Here is a 16,276-nt window from a genome sequence, read left to right as displayed (position 1 = left end):
GAGTAACGGGCAGGACGCAAACAGGTTCACGCTCTGCCCGTAATTATTTTAATGCGGGATCAGTTGCCGCTTTCGAGCAGGCGGCGGGCGATGACCATGGCCTGCACTTCGCCTGCACCCTCGAAGATATTGAGGATACGTGCATCGGCCAGAACCCGGCTGATCGGGTATTCGACCGCGAAACCATTGCCGCCATGAATCTGCAGGGCGTTGTCCGCTGCGGCCCAGGCAACGCGCGCCGCGAGCAGTTTCGCCATGCCGGCTTCAAGATCGCAGCGCTTGTCGGCATCCTTCTGGCGCGCCGAGAAATAGGTCAGCTGGCGCACGCCGATCAGTTCAGCAGCCATCATGACCAGCTTGTTCGAGACGCGCGGGAACGTGTAGATCGGATGGCCGAACTGGTTCCGGTCGAGCGCATATTGCAGGCCGATCTCGAACGCGTTCTGTGCCACGCCAATGCCGCGTGCAGCGGTCTGGATACGGGCGCTCTCGAACGTGGCCATCAGCTGGCGGAAGCCCTGGCCCTCGACACCGCCGAGCAGGTTTTCCGATTTCACGCGGAAATCATCAAAGCCGATTTCGTATTCCTTCATGCCGCGATAGCCGATCACTTCGATCTCGCCGCCGCTCATGCCCGTGGCAGGGAAGGGGGTGGCATCATCGCCGCGCGGCTTTTCAGCCAGGAACATGGAGAGGCCCGAGAAATTGTTCGTGGCCGGATCGGTACGGGCGAGCACTGTCATTACATCCGCGCGCACCGGATGGGTGATCCAGGTCTTGTTGCCGGTGATCGCATATTCGCTGCCGTCCTCGGTTTTTACGGCGCGTGTGCGCAGGCTGCCAAGGTCAGAGCCCGTGTTAGGTTCGGTAAACACGGCCGTGGGCAGGATTTCACCGCTGGCAATTTTGGGCAGCCATTGGGTCTTCTGGTCGTCCGTGCCGCCGATCAGGATCAGCTCGGCCGCAATCTCGCTGCGTGTGCCGAGCGAACCGGTGCCGATATAGCCGCGCGACAGTTCTTCGGAGACGACGCACATGGCGATCTTGCCCATGCCGAAGCCGCCGAACTCTTCCGGGATGGTCAGGCCGAAGACGCCCAGTTCAGCCATCTCGCTGACAACATCCATCGGGATATAGTCATTGCGGATATGCCAGCTATGGGCATGCGGCTTGATCTTGTCGCTGGCGAATTTCGCGAATTGTTCGCGCACCATGCTCATGGTCTCGTCAAGGCCTGTTTCCTCGACAGTGCTGCGGCTGAGCGCGTCGGGCAGCAGCCTGGCTGCGGCGGCCATCGAGGCGGGTGTCTTGCCCTCAAGAACTAGGCGCTTGATCACGGCGGTCTCGAACAGCGCGTCGGCTTCTTTCAGCGTACCCAATTCGTGCGGGCGGATGGTCTCGCCCTGGTTCATCGGTATGCCGCTGACAATCTGGGCGAGATACTCGCTGAACAGGATTTGCGAGAGGAGCGCCTCGACCTCGCCGAACTTGCCTTCGGAATCGATGCGCGCGGCCCATTCGGATGTCTGGCGCAAGGTTTCGAGATAGGTTGCGAGCCAGGCGAGCCCGTGCGCCATATGCTGCTGGCGCTCCAGCGCCTTGCGGTCAGGCTTGCCATCGGGCGTTTTCAGCTGCTTGCCGGCTGCCAGAGTGGCCGCATCGACATAGGCTTCAAGCGCCATGACGGCGTCGGCCATGGCAGGCAAAAGCCCCGTCATGACAGGGGATTGTTCAAGTGTCTCGCCTACAGCGCCGTCCATAATATCCTCCACGATCTTTGGTCGTTTTGCTTAGTATAGTGCGATACAGGCAAGAGTCATGGCAAGATTGTGCGGTGCAACAACGCAGGCCGCCCTTACGTGTCCATCCGCCGATAGCGTTTGGACTGGGCGCGGACCATGGCCCGCCCAAGCGGTTCTGGAAGAATGCGTGTGAGCGTGGCCAGTGCCTTGTTGGCGCCGCCGGGCACGACAACCGGCTGGCCGCGATTGACCGCGTCGATCCCCGCCTTCACCACGGGGGCTGCCTCCATCCACATCCATTTCGGCATCTTGTTCGTGTCTTCGCGCGTGCCGTTCACATCGTGGAACTCGCTCCAGGTGAAGCCGGGGCAGAGCGCCGTGCAGTGGATATCGGCCTGTCCCGTGGCGACGCATTCGGCATTGAGGCTTTCGGAGAACTTGATCATCGCCGCCTTGACGCTGGCATAGAGCGTATGCCCGGCGCTACCCGCCGCATAGCCGGCGAGAGAGGCGACGTTGATGATACGGCCATAGCCACGCTCCGCCATGCCGGGCAGGATCTTGTGGGTCAGTTCGACCGGCGCGGTGTACAGCACGCGTATGAAAGCCGCCTGCTCTTCCCAGGATGTATTGAAGAATGTGCCCGGCAGGCCATAGCCGGCATTGTTCACAAGGGCGTCGACATGACGATCCTTGGCCGCCAGCGCCGCAAGGATCGCATCGACCGCTTCGGGACGGGCAAGGTCTTCCGCAATGGTGATGGCGGATATACCGTGGGTGGTCTCCAGCTCCTTGGCCAGGGCCTCAAGCCGGTCGGTACGGCGCGCTGTCAGCGCCAGGTCCCAGCCAAGCGCCGCATACTGACGGGCAAACTCGGCGCCGATACCTGCTGAGGCGCCCGTGATCAGACAAAGTCTTCGTGCCATCGGAGATACTTTCGCGTGAGTATGACAGGAGTGTCATAATTACAACATGCCCGGCGGAAAACGCTACGTCCACTTGTGATTTATCGGGGGATGTCCACTCTCTGTTTAGAATTCAAAGCCCAAAGCCGGGTAAGCTTCAAGTGGTCTCTCAATGGCGGGAACCACGTTTGGTCAAGGAGGACTACTATCGTGCAGTTTAAAACTGTTCTGCGTACGGCTGCCGCTGCAGCTGTCATCGCATCCATCACAGCACCTGCGATCGCCCAGGAAGAGACGGCGCCCGAGGCGGACCGCCAGCTCGAGACGGTCGTTACGCTCGGCACACGTGTTGCCAACCGTTCCGCACTCGATACGGCCGTTGCTGTCGACGTTGTGTCGTCTGCCACGCTCGAGAAAATCGGTATTGGCGAACTGAACCAGGCCCTGTCGGTCCAGCTCCCATCCTTCAACTTCCCTCGCCCTGCGCTCAATGACGGTACGGACTCGGTTCGTCCGGCAACGCTGCGCGGCCTCGGCCCTGACCAGACCCTCGTGCTCGTCAACGGCAAGCGTCGTCACATGGCTTCGCTCGTCAACGTCAACGGCTCGATCGGTCGCGGCACATCGGCGGTCGACCTCAACACGATCCCGACGCTCGCTGTTTCCGGCATTGAAGTCCTGCGCGACGGTGCATCGGCCCAGTACGGCTCTGATGCCATTGCCGGCGTGATCAACGTCAACCTGCGTGAAGCGGCCGAAGGTGGCGCGGCCGAGGTCAGCTATGGCTGGCGCGAAACCGAGTACACTGTGCCCGTCAACACACCGGCCACGGGCCTTGGCGTGACGGTCCCAGCCAGCGGCGAGATTTCCCGTGAGCGTTCCGACGGCCATGTCGTCACGCTGTCCGGCTGGAAAGGCTTCCAGCTCGGCGAAGACGGCTTCCTGACCGTTTCGGCAGAATACAAGGACCAGCAGCATACGGAGCGTTCGGGTTTCGATGTGCGTCAGCAGTATCCAACCGATACGGGCGGCAACTATTCCCCGGGCGAAGCTGAAATCAATCGTTTCAACGCCTGGACGGGTGAGCCTGAACTTGAGCAGATCACCCTGTTCGGTAATGCCGGCTACAACCTCAACAATGGCGTCGAGCTGTATGGCTGGGCCAGCTATCAGGATCGTGACACGACGTCTGCAGGCTTCTATCGTCGGGCCCTCGACGACCGAAATGTTATCGAGATCTATCCGAACGGCTTCCTGCCGCTGATCTCGCCTGAAACCACCGACGCGTCTGTGGCTGGCGGTGCCCGCTTCGAGATGGCTGGTTGGGACATGGATGCCTCGCTCGTCTACGGTTCGAACGAGATGCAGTTCACCATCGAGAATACGCTCAACCGTTCTCTCGGTACGGCCTCTAAGACGTCGTTTGATGCCGGTGGCTTCAAATACAGCCAGGTCGTGGCCAACCTATCCGCCGTCAAAGGCTTTGCGGTTGATGGTCTTGCGTCTGATCTCAACGTCGCCTGGGGTCTCGAAGCCCGTCAGGAAATGTACGAGATCAACGCAGGTGAGCCAGACAGCTACCGCAATGGCGGCGTCCTGCTGGGCAACGGCGGCGCAACGGCGTCCGGCGCTCAGGTGTTCCCTGGCTTCCGTCCGGCCAACGAAGTTGACGAGGACCGCACAGCTGTCGGCGCCTATGTCGACCTCGAAGCCAACGTGACTGATGCCCTGCTCGTTTCCGGCGCCGTGCGCGTCGAGTCCTATTCGGACTTTGGCGAAACGGTCACCGGCAAGCTGGCTGCCCGTTATGACTTCAACGACATGTTCGCACTGCGTGGCTCGGTCCAGAACGGCTTCCGTGCGCCGTCCCTGCAGCAGCAATACTTTGCAACAACGTCGACGAACTTCATCAACGGTGTGCCCTTCGACATCACGACCTTCCCGGTCACGGATCCGATCGCCCAGGCCCTGGGTGCGAAAGATCTCGATGCCGAGAACTCGGTCAACTACTCGATCGGCGCCGTGTTCCGTAACGGTCCGCTCAACGTGACCGTCGATGCCTACCGTATCGATGTGAACGACCGGATCGTTCTGTCGGAAAACCTCACCTCGCAGGACGTGCGTGACTATCTTGTCAGCCAGGGCTTCATCGGCTCGGGCGGCGGTCGCTTCTTCCTCAACGGTGTCGACACCGAAACTTCCGGTGTGGACATTGTGGCGAACTATGCCTTCCCGGAAACCGAAATCGGCCGCTTCAATGCCACGCTCGGTGCGAACTTCAACAAGACGGACGTGACGGCTGTGCCGGACATCCCGCAGCTGACGGCCCTGCCGTCGAACCCGGTCCTGTTTGGCCGCGTGAACGTGCTGACACTTGAAGAAGGTACGCCGAAGGACAAGTTCACCGCTTCGCTTGACTGGGAGCGTGGTCCGTTCGGTGCAACGCTCCGTGCCATTCGCTACGGCGAAGTGCTGGTGCCTAGCTCCAACCCGGCAAACGATTACAACATCGATCCAAACACGCTCCTCGACATCGAGGGCCGTTACACCTGGAACGAGCGTGTGACACTGTCGGTCGGTGCGGACAACGTGTTCGACGAGTACGGCGATCCGGCACCTGCTTCGCAGAACGGCACCGGCAACACGCCGTTCTCCGGTTACATTCCTTACGGCAGCTCGGGCCGCTTCGTGTACGTCAAGGCTGGCGTGAAGTTCTAGTCCCGGAAAATCCGTCTACAATCAAACGCCGCCCCCGAAAGAGGGCGGCGTTTTTCTTTGGCGGTTAACTGGAAACGATCAGACCCGGCGCACCAGGAATCCTGCGCGCGGGAAGTGGACGTGGATTGTCTCGGCTTCCGGTGACGTGCGCTGCAGGATGATGCGCTGCGCATCTGCATGCACGAGTTCGCCTTCCACCCAGACCTGACCATAATCGTCGGGCGCAACGGCGACCGGGTCTCCCGGTGAAAAGCCCTGAGGCTCGCTCTTCGTCGTTGCGGAGACAAGACGCGGAGCGGCGGCCTTGCCGATGGCAAGCGCTTCAGCCGACGTGATCGTTTCGGGTTCCTGGCCTTCCGTCTCGGTCAGCCGGTCATACCAGGCGCGTGTCAGCGGCGCGTTCTCGAGGCATTCATTGGCAAATTCCGGCACCGTATTCATCATGAACCAGACATTCATGTAGGCATGGACGTCGACAAATCCGGGCTTGGCGCCGATCAGGTAAATGCCCGCCCCAGCGCCCTTGCCGGCCTGCAGGCGCTCTTCAATCAGCATCAGCCGCGCGCGCCACTGGTCGCGCATCATGGGGGCCACCCGTTTCATGCCTTCGGTATCGAACGGTCGGCCTGAAAGCGCCTCGCGGTCTTTCTTGAAGGCTTCGGGCACCGTATCGGCCCGCTCACCGAAGATGATTGCGACGGACGACTGGAACCAGCGCGAATCCGCCCAGCCCGCCACCATCTGGCCAAGGCCCTCATGGCCCGGTGTGCGCAGCGAAACCGTCGCGAACCGCGCCTCCAGTTCGCGCAGGATGATCGCCGTGTCGCAATACACGTCTGCGCCGATCTGCATCACCGGCGTGCGGCGATAGCCACCCGTCAGCGGCATCAGGTCCGGCCGCGGCATGATCACCGGAATCTCCACGCGCGAATAGGCGAGGTTCTTCAGTTTCAGCGTCAGGCGAACCTTCTCCGCGAAGGGAGAGGTTGGGTATTCATGCAGGATGATGCTGCGGGCGTCTGCCATGGGCTGATTGCCTCCCCAGTGTGGCCAAACATTTACATTGCAGGCGTTCAGACAAACAGGGAAGGCTTTTCTTGGCCGCTACAGCGCTGACAGTGCCTGGTCGAGATCTGCAATGATATCAGCAGCATCCTCGATCCCGACCGACAGGCGAACCGTGTCGGGCGCAGCGCCTGCGGCGGTTTTCTGCGTATCGGTCAGCTGGCTGTGCGTGGTTGACGCCGGGTGAATGATCAGCGAGCGCGTGTCGCCGATATTGGCGAGATGGCTGAACAGTTTCACGCCTTCCACCAGCTTCACGCCCGCCTCATGACCGCCCTTCAGGCCGAAGGTGAATACGGCGCCGGCGCCCCTGGGCAGGTAGGTTTTGGCGCGGTCATTGTGCGGGTCGCCCGCGAGGCCGGCATAGCGCACCCAACTCACCTTTTCATGGCCCTGCAGATGGGTCGCCACTTTCAGCGCATTGGCACAATGGCGCTCCATGCGCAGCGGCAGCGTCTCGCAGCCTGTCATGATCAGGAAGGCATTCATCGGCGACATGGCCGGGCCAAGGTCGCGCAGGGAGAAGGCTCGCGCGGCGATGGCAAAGGCAATGTTCACATTGGTGCCGTCCGGGCCCAGCGGCAGGGCGCCGAAAGCTTCTCCGAACACCATGTCGTTGTAATAGGATTGCGGGCTGGCCATGGTCGGGAACTTGTCCTTGTGGGCCAGCCAGTCGAAATTGCCGCCATCGATCACCATGCCGCCAATCGAGTTTCCATGGCCGCCGATGAACTTGGTCAGGCTCTCCACGATGATATTGGCGCCATGCTCCAGCGGACGGCACAGATAAGGCGAGGCCATCGTATTATCGACCATGTAGGGCAGGCCATGACGCTTCGCGATCGCGGCAATCGCCTTCATGTCGGTGACGAGACCGCCCGGATTGGCGAGGCTTTCCGTGAAAATGACGCGCGTCTTGTCGTCAATCGCCGCTTCGAACGCCGCGACATCGTCGATATCGACGAATGTCACACCCCAGCCAAACTTCTTGAATGCGTGCGAGAGCTGGTTGATCGAGCCGCCATAGAGCTGTCGCGCGGCAACGATATTCGCGCCGGGCTCCATCAGCACATGGAAGGCCAGCAGCTGCGCCGCGTGGCCCGAGGCCGTCGCAACACCCATCGTGCCGCCTTCAAGGTCGGCGATACGGGCTTCCAGCGCGCCGGTCGTCGGGTTGCCGAGACGGGTATAGATGTTGCCGAACTCCTGCAGCGCAAACAGGTTTGCGGCGTGCGCGGCATCGCGGAAGACAAAGCTGGTTGTCTGGTGGATCGGCTGGGCGCGCGATCCGGAAACCGGATCCGGCGCCGCTCCCGCATGGATGGCGCGTGTTGAAAAGCCCTGGGTCATCTTCATCTCCCTGTCTGGATAGTGTTTGCGTGTCTTGTAGCGCTTTGTCGGCATCTGCACAGGCATAGAAGCTAAAAGCTCGGTTCAGCGGGTCGCAGCGCAAGAAACGGGTGGCAGCCCCGGTTCGCGCAAGGCACATTGGCCTCATGACAGTCACTCGCACCCCCCTTGATGAACGCGCCATCGCCTATGAGCGTATGGCCCGCGCGCTCGACCATCTCGGCGACACGTGGCGCGACTGGCCAGACCTTGCCAGCGTGGCAGCGGCCATGAACCTCTCGCCCAGCCATTTCCAGCGCGAATTCACCCGCTGGGCCGGGGTCAGCCCGAAACAGTTTCAGGCCGCCCTCGCTCATGGCGCCGCGGGTGACCTGCTGCGCGAAGGCGCCAGCGTGCTGGACGCGGCTTTCGAGACGGGTCTCTCGGGCCCCGGCCGCCTTCACGATCTTTTTATCGCCCATGAAGGTCTCACGCCCGGAGAGGCAAAATCCGGTGGGGCAGGGGCTGATCTGACCATCGGCCGGGCGCCGACACCCTTTGGCGAAGGGGCCTGGCTGATCGGTCAGCGGGGGCTGGTTGCCCTTGGCTTCATCGATGAAGGCGCGCCCACACGCACAGGCTTTGAACATCAGGGTGTCGGCGAACAACAGGCCTTTGCCGATCTCACATCCCGCTATCCAGGCGCCGATATCCGCCGTGATGACGCCGAAGCCGCCCGTTTCGCGCGCCGCGTGTTCGAGTCCGGCGAGCCGCTGCCGGTCGCGCTCTATGGCACGCCTTTCCGGCGCCAGGTCTGGCGCGCGCTGCTGGAAATTCCGGCTGGCACGACGCAGACCTATGGCCAGCTTGCCTGCGCGACGGGCAGCCCCAAAGCGGCCCGCGCCGTGGGCGCCGCAGTGGGGGCAAACCCGATCAGCTGGTTCATTCCCTGTCACCGGGCCCTTGCAGCCGACGGCCGTCTCCATAACTATCATTGGGGTGTGGCCCGCAAACGTGCCATGCTCACCTATGAACGCGCCCATGCCGCCTGACAGGCGATTGGGTAGACGGCGCCATGCCGCATGACCCGGGCCAGCCAGTCTTTCCATGTTGCCTATGATCCTGCTCTTTGTTGCGCTTCTTGCCTGGGGCGCTCACCTCGCATGGCGCTGGAAATCCGCGCGTGATTTCGCGCCTGAAGTGCTCGCCGCCCGCAAGGAAGCCGGTGAAATCCCTGCCGATGTCACGGACGCCGAATTCACCGACCTTTACCTCCGCAGCGAAGGCCCGCGCGCGGCGACCTATTTTTTCGTCTGCGCGACAATCGTGTCGGTCCTGATTGCGCCCTTCGTGGCGGCGTTCAACATGGTCTGGGGCCTGCTCTGGCAGGCGTCCGGCGGCTCGCCCGTTTTCGAGACCGGCACGCTGATCCACACATTTTCCGTTTTCCTTGGCATCATGGCGTTCATGATCGTGCTGCTCGCGGTCGCGATGCGGCGCTATTACGCCCTGATGCCGCCCAATCTGAAACAGGTCTTGCGCGACCTGAATGGAGGCCTCACTTGAGCATTGAATACCTGCACACGATGGTGCGCGTCGCGGATATCGATGCGGCGCTCAAATTCTACTGCGACGGCCTCGGCCTCGAACAGGTGCGTCGTGTCGACAGCGAGCAGGGCCGGTTCACGCTGGTTTTCCTTGCCTCGCCCGCTGATGTGAAGCGCCTCGGCGGCATCGCGCCGGACGCCAACCCGACGCAGGTCAACATTCCCATGGTCGAGCTGACCTATAATTGGGATCCGGAAGCCTATCAGGGCGGCCGCAATTTCGGCCACCTTGCCTATATGGTCGATGATATCTACGAAGCCGTCGAGCGCCTCGCCGCGCAGGGTGTAACGATCAACCGTCCGCCCCGTGATGGCCACATGGCTTTCATCCGCTCACCGGACGGTATCTCGGTCGAACTGCTCCAGAAGGGCGAGCGCAAGGCGCCCAGGGAGCCGTGGGCCAGCGCCGAAAATATCGGCGTCTGGTAGCAAGATAATCCGTGCAGGATGCGTAAACTGAGCTAAGTTCCCCGCAAAACGGGAGGACCGACAATGACAGCTTTTGCAGCTGCTACACTTTATATCGGACTTTTTTGCCTGCTCATGCTGGCCCTGAAGATGAATGTCGGACGTGTGCGCACGTCCGAGAAAGTCGGCTTTGGCGACGGTGCCAATGAGGCGCTCCAGCGCGCGATCCGGGTTCAGGGCAATGCTGTCGAGGACGTGCCAATTGTCCTGCTGGGGCTGCTGGGGCTTGCCGGGCTTGCCGCGCCGACGCTGCTCATCCACGTCCTTGGGGGCAGTTTCCTGCTTGGCCGCGTCCTGCATGCCATCGGTCTCGGTGGATCTTCAGGCAGCAGTTTCGGACGCCTTGTCGGCACGTTGATCAGCCTGATCGTCCTCTTGGTAACGGCGGGCGCCTGTATCTGGTACGCGCTGACCTAGTCCAGCGCGCCGATATAGGGCAGGCCGCGATACTTGCCCGCATCATCCATGCCATAGCCGACAAGGTAGCGCCCAGGTGAATCGAAGGCGCAGAAGTCGACCCCGTCCTCGCCGCGCGGGGCCCATGGCTTCTGCGTCAGCGCGCAGGTGATCACCTGGCGTGCGCCCTTGGCCAGCAGGTGCGCCTTGGCAAAGGCCAGCGTGCGGCCGGTGTCGAACACATCATCCAGCAACAGCACGCCGCGCCCCTCGACCGATCGGCCAAGATCGGCCCGCACGACTACCCGGCCCGAGCTTTCGCGCGCATCGCGATAGCTTTCCAGCCAGATCACATCCAGCACCGGGTGAATGTTGCGCCGTGCCAGCGCCTTCATCAGGTCTGACGTAAACGGCGTTGCCCCGATCAGGATGGACACGGCCGACCAGTCCCCCTGCAGGCTGGGCGCAAGCGCATCTGCCAGCTCTTCAATGCGGGCCATCAGCTCGTCCTCGGTGACGAGGACTTCAATCGGGGGCATGTCACTCATTCCGTGGGGCTTTCGGCATCGGACGTGGCGAGGTTCGGCGCGGCTTCGTCGGTTGGGGAAGCCGTTTCCGGCACGGGTTCGGGTTCAGGCGGCACATCGGCCCGGTCAACGAAGGACAGCTCGATCTCGAAACTCTCCATCGGCGCCTGCTCAAGCACGATCTTGAACTCGCCGGTCGACCCGGCGCTCAGCGCGGCCGGGGTCACGCTGCCATATTTCAGGGCCACTTCCTTGCCGCGCTCGTCCATCAGGCCCACGCGCACGGCGGGCGTCTCGACCGTGCTGCGGGCCACATTGATCACTTTGCCGGACACGGTGACGACCGGGATCGTGTCATTGAAGGTCCGGCTGCGCTCGATATCGCTGAATTCCAGCCCGAAACGGTTCACCGAGAAGCCGACCCGCTTGTAGGCCGTTGCTGATTCGGGCCAGACCTTGACCACGTCATTGCGGAAAATGATGGCGGCGAGGCCCAGCGTGAAAAACACTGCAGCCGTTACGATCCACGAGACCAGCGCGGCAAACCGGCTCTTGCGGCGGCGTTGCTCGCGCACCCGTTCCCGGTACACTTCATGCGCGGCCGGGGCGGCGGCCGCAGGCTCATGCCCGGGCAGGCCCTGCGGGTTCACGAACCAGCTATGGCCGCAGGTCGCGCAGGTTACGGTTCGCCCGCTTTCACCGATTGTTGAGTCATCGGCGAAATACTGGGTCTCACACGAGGGACAGGTGAGGATCATGACTTGGTCTTTCCCGCAATTCGCCCCATTAAACCAATAGCCTGAGCTGACAGGCAGGAGCCCATGACCCATCCACGACACGACCTCTTTGAAGATGTCGCCGTTCGATTAGATTCGGTATCGCTCCGCTATGACACTTCCGAAGACATACTTAGCGACATTGATCTCGTCCTGAAACCCGGCTCGTTCAGCTTCCTGACGGGTGCCTCGGGCGCTGGCAAGACAAGTCTTCTGAAACTTCTGTATCTCGCCCTGAAACCCAGCAAGGGCGAGGTCAGCCTGTTTGGCCGTCCCACCAGCAATCTCACGCGTGACCAGCTCTCGGCCCTGCGCCGCCGGGTGGGCGTCGTATTTCAGGAATTCCGGCTTCTGGAGCATCTCTCGGCCTATGAGAATGTCGCGCTTCCATTGCGCGTTCTGGGGCGCCGCGAGGCCGACTACCGCGCCGATGTTGAGGAATTGCTCGCCTGGGTCGGTCTTGGTCAGCGCCTCCACGCCAAGCCGCCGACACTTTCGGGTGGTGAACAGCAGCGCGTCGCCATTGCCCGCGCCGTCGTGACGCAGCCCGATATCCTCATCGCCGACGAGCCTACGGGCAACGTTGACCCCGAAATGGGCACGCGCCTGATGCGCCTCTTTCTGGAACTGAACAAAAGGCGCCAGACCACGGTCATCATCGCCACGCACGACCTCGGCCTCGTCCGCCAGGTCGAAGCCCCCGTCTACCGGCTGACCAATCGCCTTCTCGTGCAGGATGTCGAGTTCGGCGGGCAGGCCGCGCGGCGGCGCACAGATCCCGGATTGGGGGGCTGACCCATGCCGCGCGTGAAGGAAACCCCGCTCCTGCCGGTCGAGGATGTGCGCGAAGCCGCCCTCTTCTTCGTCGTCGGCGCCCTCTGCTTCCTGGCGGCGCTTGCGGCCCTCTCGGCCAAGTCGACCTATGGCGCGGCAAAGAGCTGGACGGCGGAAGTGCAGGGCGAACTCACCGTCAGCCTGCCCGATGCCGACCGGCGCGGCGCCGATGATGCGGCCAAGATCATCCGCCAGATCGAGGGCGTCCGCGACGTGCGCGTCTTCTCCAAGAACGAGATCGATGCGCTACTTGAACCCAATTTCGGCAGTCGCGGCCTGCCCGACAGCCTGCCGCTGCCACAGCTCGTTGCGGTCAAGGCAGACCCGAATGTGACCGACATGGGCCCGACAATTGCCCGCAAACTCACAGAGGCCGGCATTGCCAGCGCCGTGGATGAACATGCCGACTGGGCAGGCGATGTCCGCCGCGTGCTCGCCATTGCCCGCATGACCGCCATGATCGCGGTTGCGCTGCTCGTCTCCACGGCTGTCGCCGTCATTGCCTTTGCCACCCATGCCGCCCTGCTGGCGCGGCGCGATATTGTGGATGTGCTCCATCTGGCAGGCGCGCGCGACCGGTTCATAGCGGGCCTGTTCGAGCGTCGCTTCTGGATTCTGGGCCTCAGGGCGGGCTCTGTCGGCGCGCTCATGGCGCTCGGCGCAGCAGCGCTGATGATCTTCACTGTGCAGGCCCATGGCGGCCGGTCCGGCCTGCTGCCAGAGCTCAGCCTCGACTTTTTCGACCTCGTCATTCTCGTGATCACGCCCGTCATTGCCGGCTTTGCCGCCCGTCTTGCGGCCCGCATAACCGTGATCCGCGCCCTGAAAGGCGTCATGTGAAACGCAAACCCACCTCCCGGTCCCTCGGAATCCTGCCCGCCCTCTTCTTTGTGGCGCTGGCCGGAATCACGTTTGATTTCTTCGCCTTTGCCAATCGTGCGGCCGAATCAGTGCCCGCTGTTGCGCATGAGGCGGACGGCGTTGTCGCCCTGACGGGCGGCTCAGGCATGCGGATCGCAGCCGGGGTGGATCTCGTCACGGCCGGGCGCGGTGAGCGATTGCTCATTTCCGGCGTCAACCCGGATGTCGGCATGGATGATCTCATCACGCTGGCCGGCGGCGCGCCTGAAACCTATGCCTGCTGTGTCGATATCGGCTACCGGGCCGAAACGACCATTGGCAATGCCGAGGAAACAGCCGCCTGGGCCTATGAACACGGCTATACGCGCCTGATTATCGTGACATCCGACTATCACATGCAGCGCAGCCTGCTGCTGCTGCACCGGGCCATGCCCGATCTCGAGCTGCAGCCATATCCTGTCAGGACCGTGGTGGATCCGTCTGCGGTCCTGCGCGATCCCAAGTCGTTTCGCGGCGTACTGACAGAATGGGCAAAGTGGCGGGTGACGGCACTCGGCTGAAGGTCTAAACCTGCCCGTCCATGATGCAGCTGCGCTCCCTTCTCTTTGTTGCCTATCTCTATGGCATGATGGCCCTGATGGGCACGGTGTTCATCATCGCGCTTGTCCTGCCGCGCGTTGTCATCATGCGGGGCATCCGGATTTACGCACAATCGCTGCGCTGGGGCATGAAAGTGATCTGCGGCATCGAGACCGAATTCCGCGGACTCGAAAACATCCCCGATGGCCCGTTCATGTATGCCGGCAAGCACCAGTGCATGTTCGACATCTTCGTGCCCTTCATCACTTTGCGCGACAGCCTGATCATCATGAAGCGCGAACTGCTCTGGTATCCCTTTCTTGGCTGGTATGCCCTGAAGAGCGACATGATCCCGATTGACCGGGCCGGCAGCACCAAGACGCTGCGCTCCATGGTCAAACAGGCCAAGGCGAAAGTGCCAACGGGGCAGGGGCGTCAGGTCGTCATCTTCCCGGAAGGCACACGCAGCGCGCCGGGTGCGCCGCCGCATTACCATGCCGCTGGCGTCGTGGCGCTCTACAAGGCGCTGGACGTGCCCGTGCTGCCGGTGGCCACCAATGCCGGGCTCTGCTGGCCCGCGCACGGAACGCTGCGCCGCCCGGGCCGTATCGTCTACGAATTCCTGCCCGTCATTCCGGCGGGGCTGGACCGGAAGACGTTGATGAAGCGCCTTGAAAGCGACATAGAAACCGCGACGGATAGGCTTGTAACCGAAGGGCTCGCCATTCAGGGCCGCACGCAACCGAACGAGGACAGGCAGCCCACATGAGCAATTACTGGAATGATCCGGGCCTCGTGCAGCCTGTCGAAGAGCGCCGCCGCTCGCGCTTCTGGCTGTTCTTTCCCTTCCTGCTGCTCTTCGCGCTGATCGGCGCCTATTCCGCCTATTGGGTCTATGCGCGCGGTGAAATCGAGCACGGCGTCGGCGAATGGGTCGCGGCCGAGCGGGCGCGCGGCGCAATCGTCGATTATGAATCGCGGAAGATTGGTGGTTATCCCTTCCGCTTCGCCCTTGAGTTCACCAAGCCGCACTACCAGCCGCCCAGCATGGCCAGCTGGCAGGGCGAGCAGCTGCAGGTCGTGATGCAGCCGTGGAACTGGCATCACCTCATCGCCCGCTCGCCGGGCCGCAACCTCGTGACAGACGTTCAGGGCATTCGCCACACGTTCGACATTGACGGCAAGTCCGCCGCCAGCCTCTCCTGGACGGCTGACGGCCTGCACCGCGCGGCGCTCTCCCTCAATGATGTGTCCGCCCTGATCGACGGCCACGCCTACACGGCCAAGGCCTTCTCGCTGAACCTCGCCCCCCGCCCGGAAAATGCCGACGATCTTCTGGTCGCCCTGCAATGGGATGCGCTCACGATTGATGCAGCTCCGGTCGAAGCGCCATGGCTCGGCACCGATCTGCAGGCCAGCCGCCTCATTGCCGAGATCCACAACTTCTATCCCGCCTGGGTCCGCAGCGGCGGCAAGCTCGACAAGCTGTACGATGCGTATCTTGAACTCGGCGGCGGCGTGGAGCTGGGGCAGCTACTGCTGAACTGGGGCCCGCTCCATTTCGGCGCCAAGGGCACGCTGACCGTGGAAAACGCGCTGGTGAACGGATCGTTCGGTGTTCGCATCGACGATCCCGAGGGCCTCAAGGCTGCGCTCAAGGCCGCCAATCGCTGGCGCCTGCAGGAACAGGCCACCGTCGCAACGCTGGAAACGGCCTCGGCCAATGACGGCTTCCTGATGTTCACGGTCGAGAACAACCAGGTCAAGATCGGCACGATCGTGGTCGGTCAGATACCGGTCCCCGCGCCATGACAGGCCCGTCGCAGGCAAGGCTCACCGCCGCCTGCGAGATGCTGTCGGCCGCTGACCCGGCGCTCGCCCGCGCCTATGCCGAAACGGGCCTGCCGGTCTGGCGCGATGCGGCGCCCACCTATGCCACCCTCGCGCGCATGATCTCGCACCAGCAGATCTCGCTCAGTGCCGCCGCCGCCATCTGGGCCCGCACCGAATCCCTGCTCGGCGAGGTCACCGCCGAAGCCGTTCTCGCCACCGATCCGGACGCATTGCGCGCCTGCGGCCAGTCGCGTCCCAAGGTCGCCCACCTCACTTCGATTGCCGAATCGCTCGTCACCGGCCAGCTGGACCTCGCCCGCGTCTGCGCCGCGCCGCTGGACGAAGCGCGCCGCGAACTGCTCGCCGTCCGGGGCATCGGCCCGTGGACGGCGGAATTGTTCCTGCTTTATGCAACCGGCGCGATGGACGCATTCCCGGTCGGCGATGTCGGCCTGATGGAGGCGCACAAGCGGCTCTCCGCCTCTGAAACCCGTATGGATATCAAGGCCTTCACGGCCCACGCCGAGGCCTGGCGGCCCAATCGCGGTGTTGCGGCCCACCTGCTCTGGGCCTGGCTTCATGCCCACCGCGCCGAACAGGCCCGTTCCTGACTGGTTGCAATCGTCTCCGACTGTC

Annotated in this window: 17 protein-coding genes; 11 read left to right on the top strand and 6 right to left on the bottom strand. The window is 62.8% G+C overall.

What is annotated here, in order from left to right; all coding sequences use genetic code 11:
- Positions 1 to 59: 59 nt before the first annotated feature.
- Complete coding sequence (locus HY30_RS02655) at positions 60 to 1,760, bottom strand: acyl-CoA dehydrogenase family protein (protein ID WP_034736544.1); 1,701 nt, start codon at positions 1,758 to 1,760, stop codon at positions 60 to 62.
- Between the two features lie 95 nt (positions 1,761 to 1,855).
- Complete coding sequence (locus HY30_RS02650) at positions 1,856 to 2,668, bottom strand: SDR family NAD(P)-dependent oxidoreductase (RefSeq protein WP_034736542.1); 813 nt, start codon at positions 2,666 to 2,668, stop codon at positions 1,856 to 1,858.
- 189 nt (positions 2,669 to 2,857) lie between these two features.
- On the opposite strand from HY30_RS02650, the gene HY30_RS02645 reads away from it, so the two are divergent.
- Positions 2,858 to 5,365: a TonB-dependent receptor plug domain-containing protein gene (locus HY30_RS02645; protein WP_206741397.1), complete on the top strand. Its 2,508-nt coding sequence runs from the start codon at positions 2,858 to 2,860 to the stop codon at positions 5,363 to 5,365.
- Positions 5,366 to 5,443: 78 nt separating this feature from the next.
- On the opposite strand, the gene HY30_RS02640 is transcribed toward HY30_RS02645, so the two are convergent.
- The gene (locus HY30_RS02640) at positions 5,444 to 6,391 is read right to left on the bottom strand and encodes a glutathione S-transferase (RefSeq protein WP_034736540.1); all 948 of its coding nucleotides are present in this window, start codon (positions 6,389 to 6,391) and stop codon (positions 5,444 to 5,446) included.
- Between the two features lie 78 nt (positions 6,392 to 6,469).
- Complete coding sequence (locus HY30_RS02635; RefSeq protein WP_199286274.1) at positions 6,470 to 7,786, bottom strand: O-acetylhomoserine aminocarboxypropyltransferase; 1,317 nt, start codon at positions 7,784 to 7,786, stop codon at positions 6,470 to 6,472.
- 140 nt (positions 7,787 to 7,926) lie between these two features.
- Between HY30_RS02635 and HY30_RS02630 the strand changes: the two genes are divergently transcribed.
- The 4 genes from HY30_RS02630 to HY30_RS02615 all read left to right on the top strand — a co-directional run bounded on the left by HY30_RS02630 (position 7,927) and on the right by HY30_RS02615 (position 10,251).
- The gene (locus HY30_RS02630) at positions 7,927 to 8,811 is read left to right on the top strand and encodes a bifunctional helix-turn-helix domain-containing protein/methylated-DNA--[protein]-cysteine S-methyltransferase (RefSeq protein WP_034736538.1); all 885 of its coding nucleotides are present in this window, start codon (positions 7,927 to 7,929) and stop codon (positions 8,809 to 8,811) included.
- A gap of 55 nt (positions 8,812 to 8,866) precedes the next feature.
- On the top strand, positions 8,867 to 9,325 hold the full coding sequence (locus HY30_RS02625) for a hypothetical protein (protein ID WP_162176881.1): 459 nt from the start codon (positions 8,867 to 8,869) through the stop codon (positions 9,323 to 9,325).
- 2 nt (positions 9,326 to 9,327) lie between these two features.
- Positions 9,328 to 9,795 carry a VOC family protein gene (locus HY30_RS02620; protein ID WP_034736883.1) on the top strand — a complete coding sequence of 156 codons (468 nt, stop codon included), beginning with the start codon at positions 9,328 to 9,330 and terminating at the stop codon, positions 9,793 to 9,795.
- A gap of 63 nt (positions 9,796 to 9,858) precedes the next feature.
- A complete protein-coding gene (locus HY30_RS02615) occupies positions 9,859 to 10,251 on the top strand; it encodes an MAPEG family protein (protein ID WP_034736534.1) in 393 nt (130 codons plus the stop codon).
- On the opposite strand, the gene HY30_RS02610 is transcribed toward HY30_RS02615, so the two are convergent.
- On the bottom strand, positions 10,248 to 10,778 hold the full coding sequence (locus tag HY30_RS02610) for a phosphoribosyltransferase (protein ID WP_034736533.1): 531 nt from the start codon (positions 10,776 to 10,778) through the stop codon (positions 10,248 to 10,250). The two genes, HY30_RS02615 and HY30_RS02610, sit on opposite strands and share 4 nt — an antisense overlap.
- Positions 10,775 to 11,515 carry an MJ0042-type zinc finger domain-containing protein gene (locus HY30_RS02605; protein ID WP_034736531.1) on the bottom strand — a complete coding sequence of 247 codons (741 nt, stop codon included), beginning with the start codon at positions 11,513 to 11,515 and terminating at the stop codon, positions 10,775 to 10,777. Before HY30_RS02605 ends, HY30_RS02610 begins: the two co-directional genes overlap by 4 nt.
- A gap of 63 nt (positions 11,516 to 11,578) precedes the next feature.
- Here HY30_RS02605 and ftsE point away from each other — a divergent pair, with 63 nt between their 5' ends.
- The 6 genes from ftsE to HY30_RS02575 are packed head-to-tail and all read left to right on the top strand — an operon-like array spanning position 11,579 to position 16,251.
- Positions 11,579 to 12,328, top strand: coding sequence for a cell division ATP-binding protein FtsE (ftsE, locus tag HY30_RS02600; protein ID WP_034736529.1), 750 nt, complete (start codon positions 11,579 to 11,581; stop codon positions 12,326 to 12,328).
- Between the two features lie 3 nt (positions 12,329 to 12,331).
- On the top strand, positions 12,332 to 13,207 hold the full coding sequence (locus tag HY30_RS02595) for a cell division protein FtsX (protein ID WP_034736527.1): 876 nt from the start codon (positions 12,332 to 12,334) through the stop codon (positions 13,205 to 13,207).
- The gene (locus HY30_RS02590; RefSeq protein ID WP_051614681.1) at positions 13,204 to 13,788 is read left to right on the top strand and encodes a YdcF family protein; all 585 of its coding nucleotides are present in this window, start codon (positions 13,204 to 13,206) and stop codon (positions 13,786 to 13,788) included. The genes HY30_RS02595 and HY30_RS02590 overlap by 4 nt, the downstream gene beginning before the upstream one ends.
- 20 nt (positions 13,789 to 13,808) lie before the next feature.
- A complete protein-coding gene (locus tag HY30_RS02585) occupies positions 13,809 to 14,576 on the top strand; it encodes a lysophospholipid acyltransferase family protein (protein WP_034736526.1) in 768 nt (255 codons plus the stop codon).
- Positions 14,573 to 15,619 carry a DUF2125 domain-containing protein gene (locus tag HY30_RS02580; protein ID WP_034736524.1) on the top strand — a complete coding sequence of 349 codons (1,047 nt, stop codon included), beginning with the start codon at positions 14,573 to 14,575 and terminating at the stop codon, positions 15,617 to 15,619. Before HY30_RS02585 ends, HY30_RS02580 begins: the two co-directional genes overlap by 4 nt.
- Positions 15,616 to 16,251, top strand: coding sequence for a DNA-3-methyladenine glycosylase family protein (locus HY30_RS02575; protein WP_034736522.1), 636 nt, complete (start codon positions 15,616 to 15,618; stop codon positions 16,249 to 16,251). Before HY30_RS02580 ends, HY30_RS02575 begins: the two co-directional genes overlap by 4 nt.
- Positions 16,252 to 16,276 lie beyond the last annotated feature (25 nt).

Source organism: Hyphomonas chukchiensis, assembly GCF_000682695.1.
In the GTDB taxonomy this organism is placed as follows: Bacteria; Pseudomonadota; Alphaproteobacteria; order Caulobacterales; family Hyphomonadaceae; genus Hyphomonas; species Hyphomonas chukchiensis.
The sequence above is the reverse complement of the archived record's forward strand: the minus strand, read 5'-3'. Positions and strand labels throughout refer to the sequence as shown.

Bases quoted from the DNA above. Each gene is read 5' to 3' on its own strand.
- HY30_RS02575 (WP_034736522.1), top strand. From the start codon at position 15,616: ATGACAGGCCCGTCGCAGGCAAGGCTCACCGCCGCCTGCGAGATGCTG.
- HY30_RS02635 (WP_199286274.1), bottom strand. From the start codon at position 7,786: ATGAAGATGACCCAGGGCTTTTCAACACGCGCCATCCATGCGGGAGCG.
- HY30_RS02595 (WP_034736527.1), top strand. From the start codon at position 12,332: ATGCCGCGCGTGAAGGAAACCCCGCTCCTGCCGGTCGAGGATGTGCGC.
- HY30_RS02580 (WP_034736524.1), top strand. From the start codon at position 14,573: ATGAGCAATTACTGGAATGATCCGGGCCTCGTGCAGCCTGTCGAAGAG.
- HY30_RS02650 (WP_034736542.1), bottom strand. From the start codon at position 2,668: ATGGCACGAAGACTTTGTCTGATCACGGGCGCCTCAGCAGGTATCGGC.
- HY30_RS02610 (WP_034736533.1), bottom strand. From the start codon at position 10,778: ATGAGTGACATGCCCCCGATTGAAGTCCTCGTCACCGAGGACGAGCTG.
- HY30_RS02655 (WP_034736544.1), bottom strand. From the start codon at position 1,760: ATGGACGGCGCTGTAGGCGAGACACTTGAACAATCCCCTGTCATGACG.
- HY30_RS02640 (WP_034736540.1), bottom strand. From the start codon at position 6,391: ATGGCAGACGCCCGCAGCATCATCCTGCATGAATACCCAACCTCTCCC.
- HY30_RS02630 (WP_034736538.1), top strand. From the start codon at position 7,927: ATGACAGTCACTCGCACCCCCCTTGATGAACGCGCCATCGCCTATGAG.
- HY30_RS02585 (WP_034736526.1), top strand. From the start codon at position 13,809: ATGATGCAGCTGCGCTCCCTTCTCTTTGTTGCCTATCTCTATGGCATG.
- HY30_RS02605 (WP_034736531.1), bottom strand. From the start codon at position 11,515: ATGATCCTCACCTGTCCCTCGTGTGAGACCCAGTATTTCGCCGATGAC.
- HY30_RS02625 (WP_162176881.1), top strand. From the start codon at position 8,867: ATGTTGCCTATGATCCTGCTCTTTGTTGCGCTTCTTGCCTGGGGCGCT.
- ftsE (WP_034736529.1), top strand. From the start codon at position 11,579: ATGACCCATCCACGACACGACCTCTTTGAAGATGTCGCCGTTCGATTA.
- HY30_RS02615 (WP_034736534.1), top strand. From the start codon at position 9,859: ATGACAGCTTTTGCAGCTGCTACACTTTATATCGGACTTTTTTGCCTG.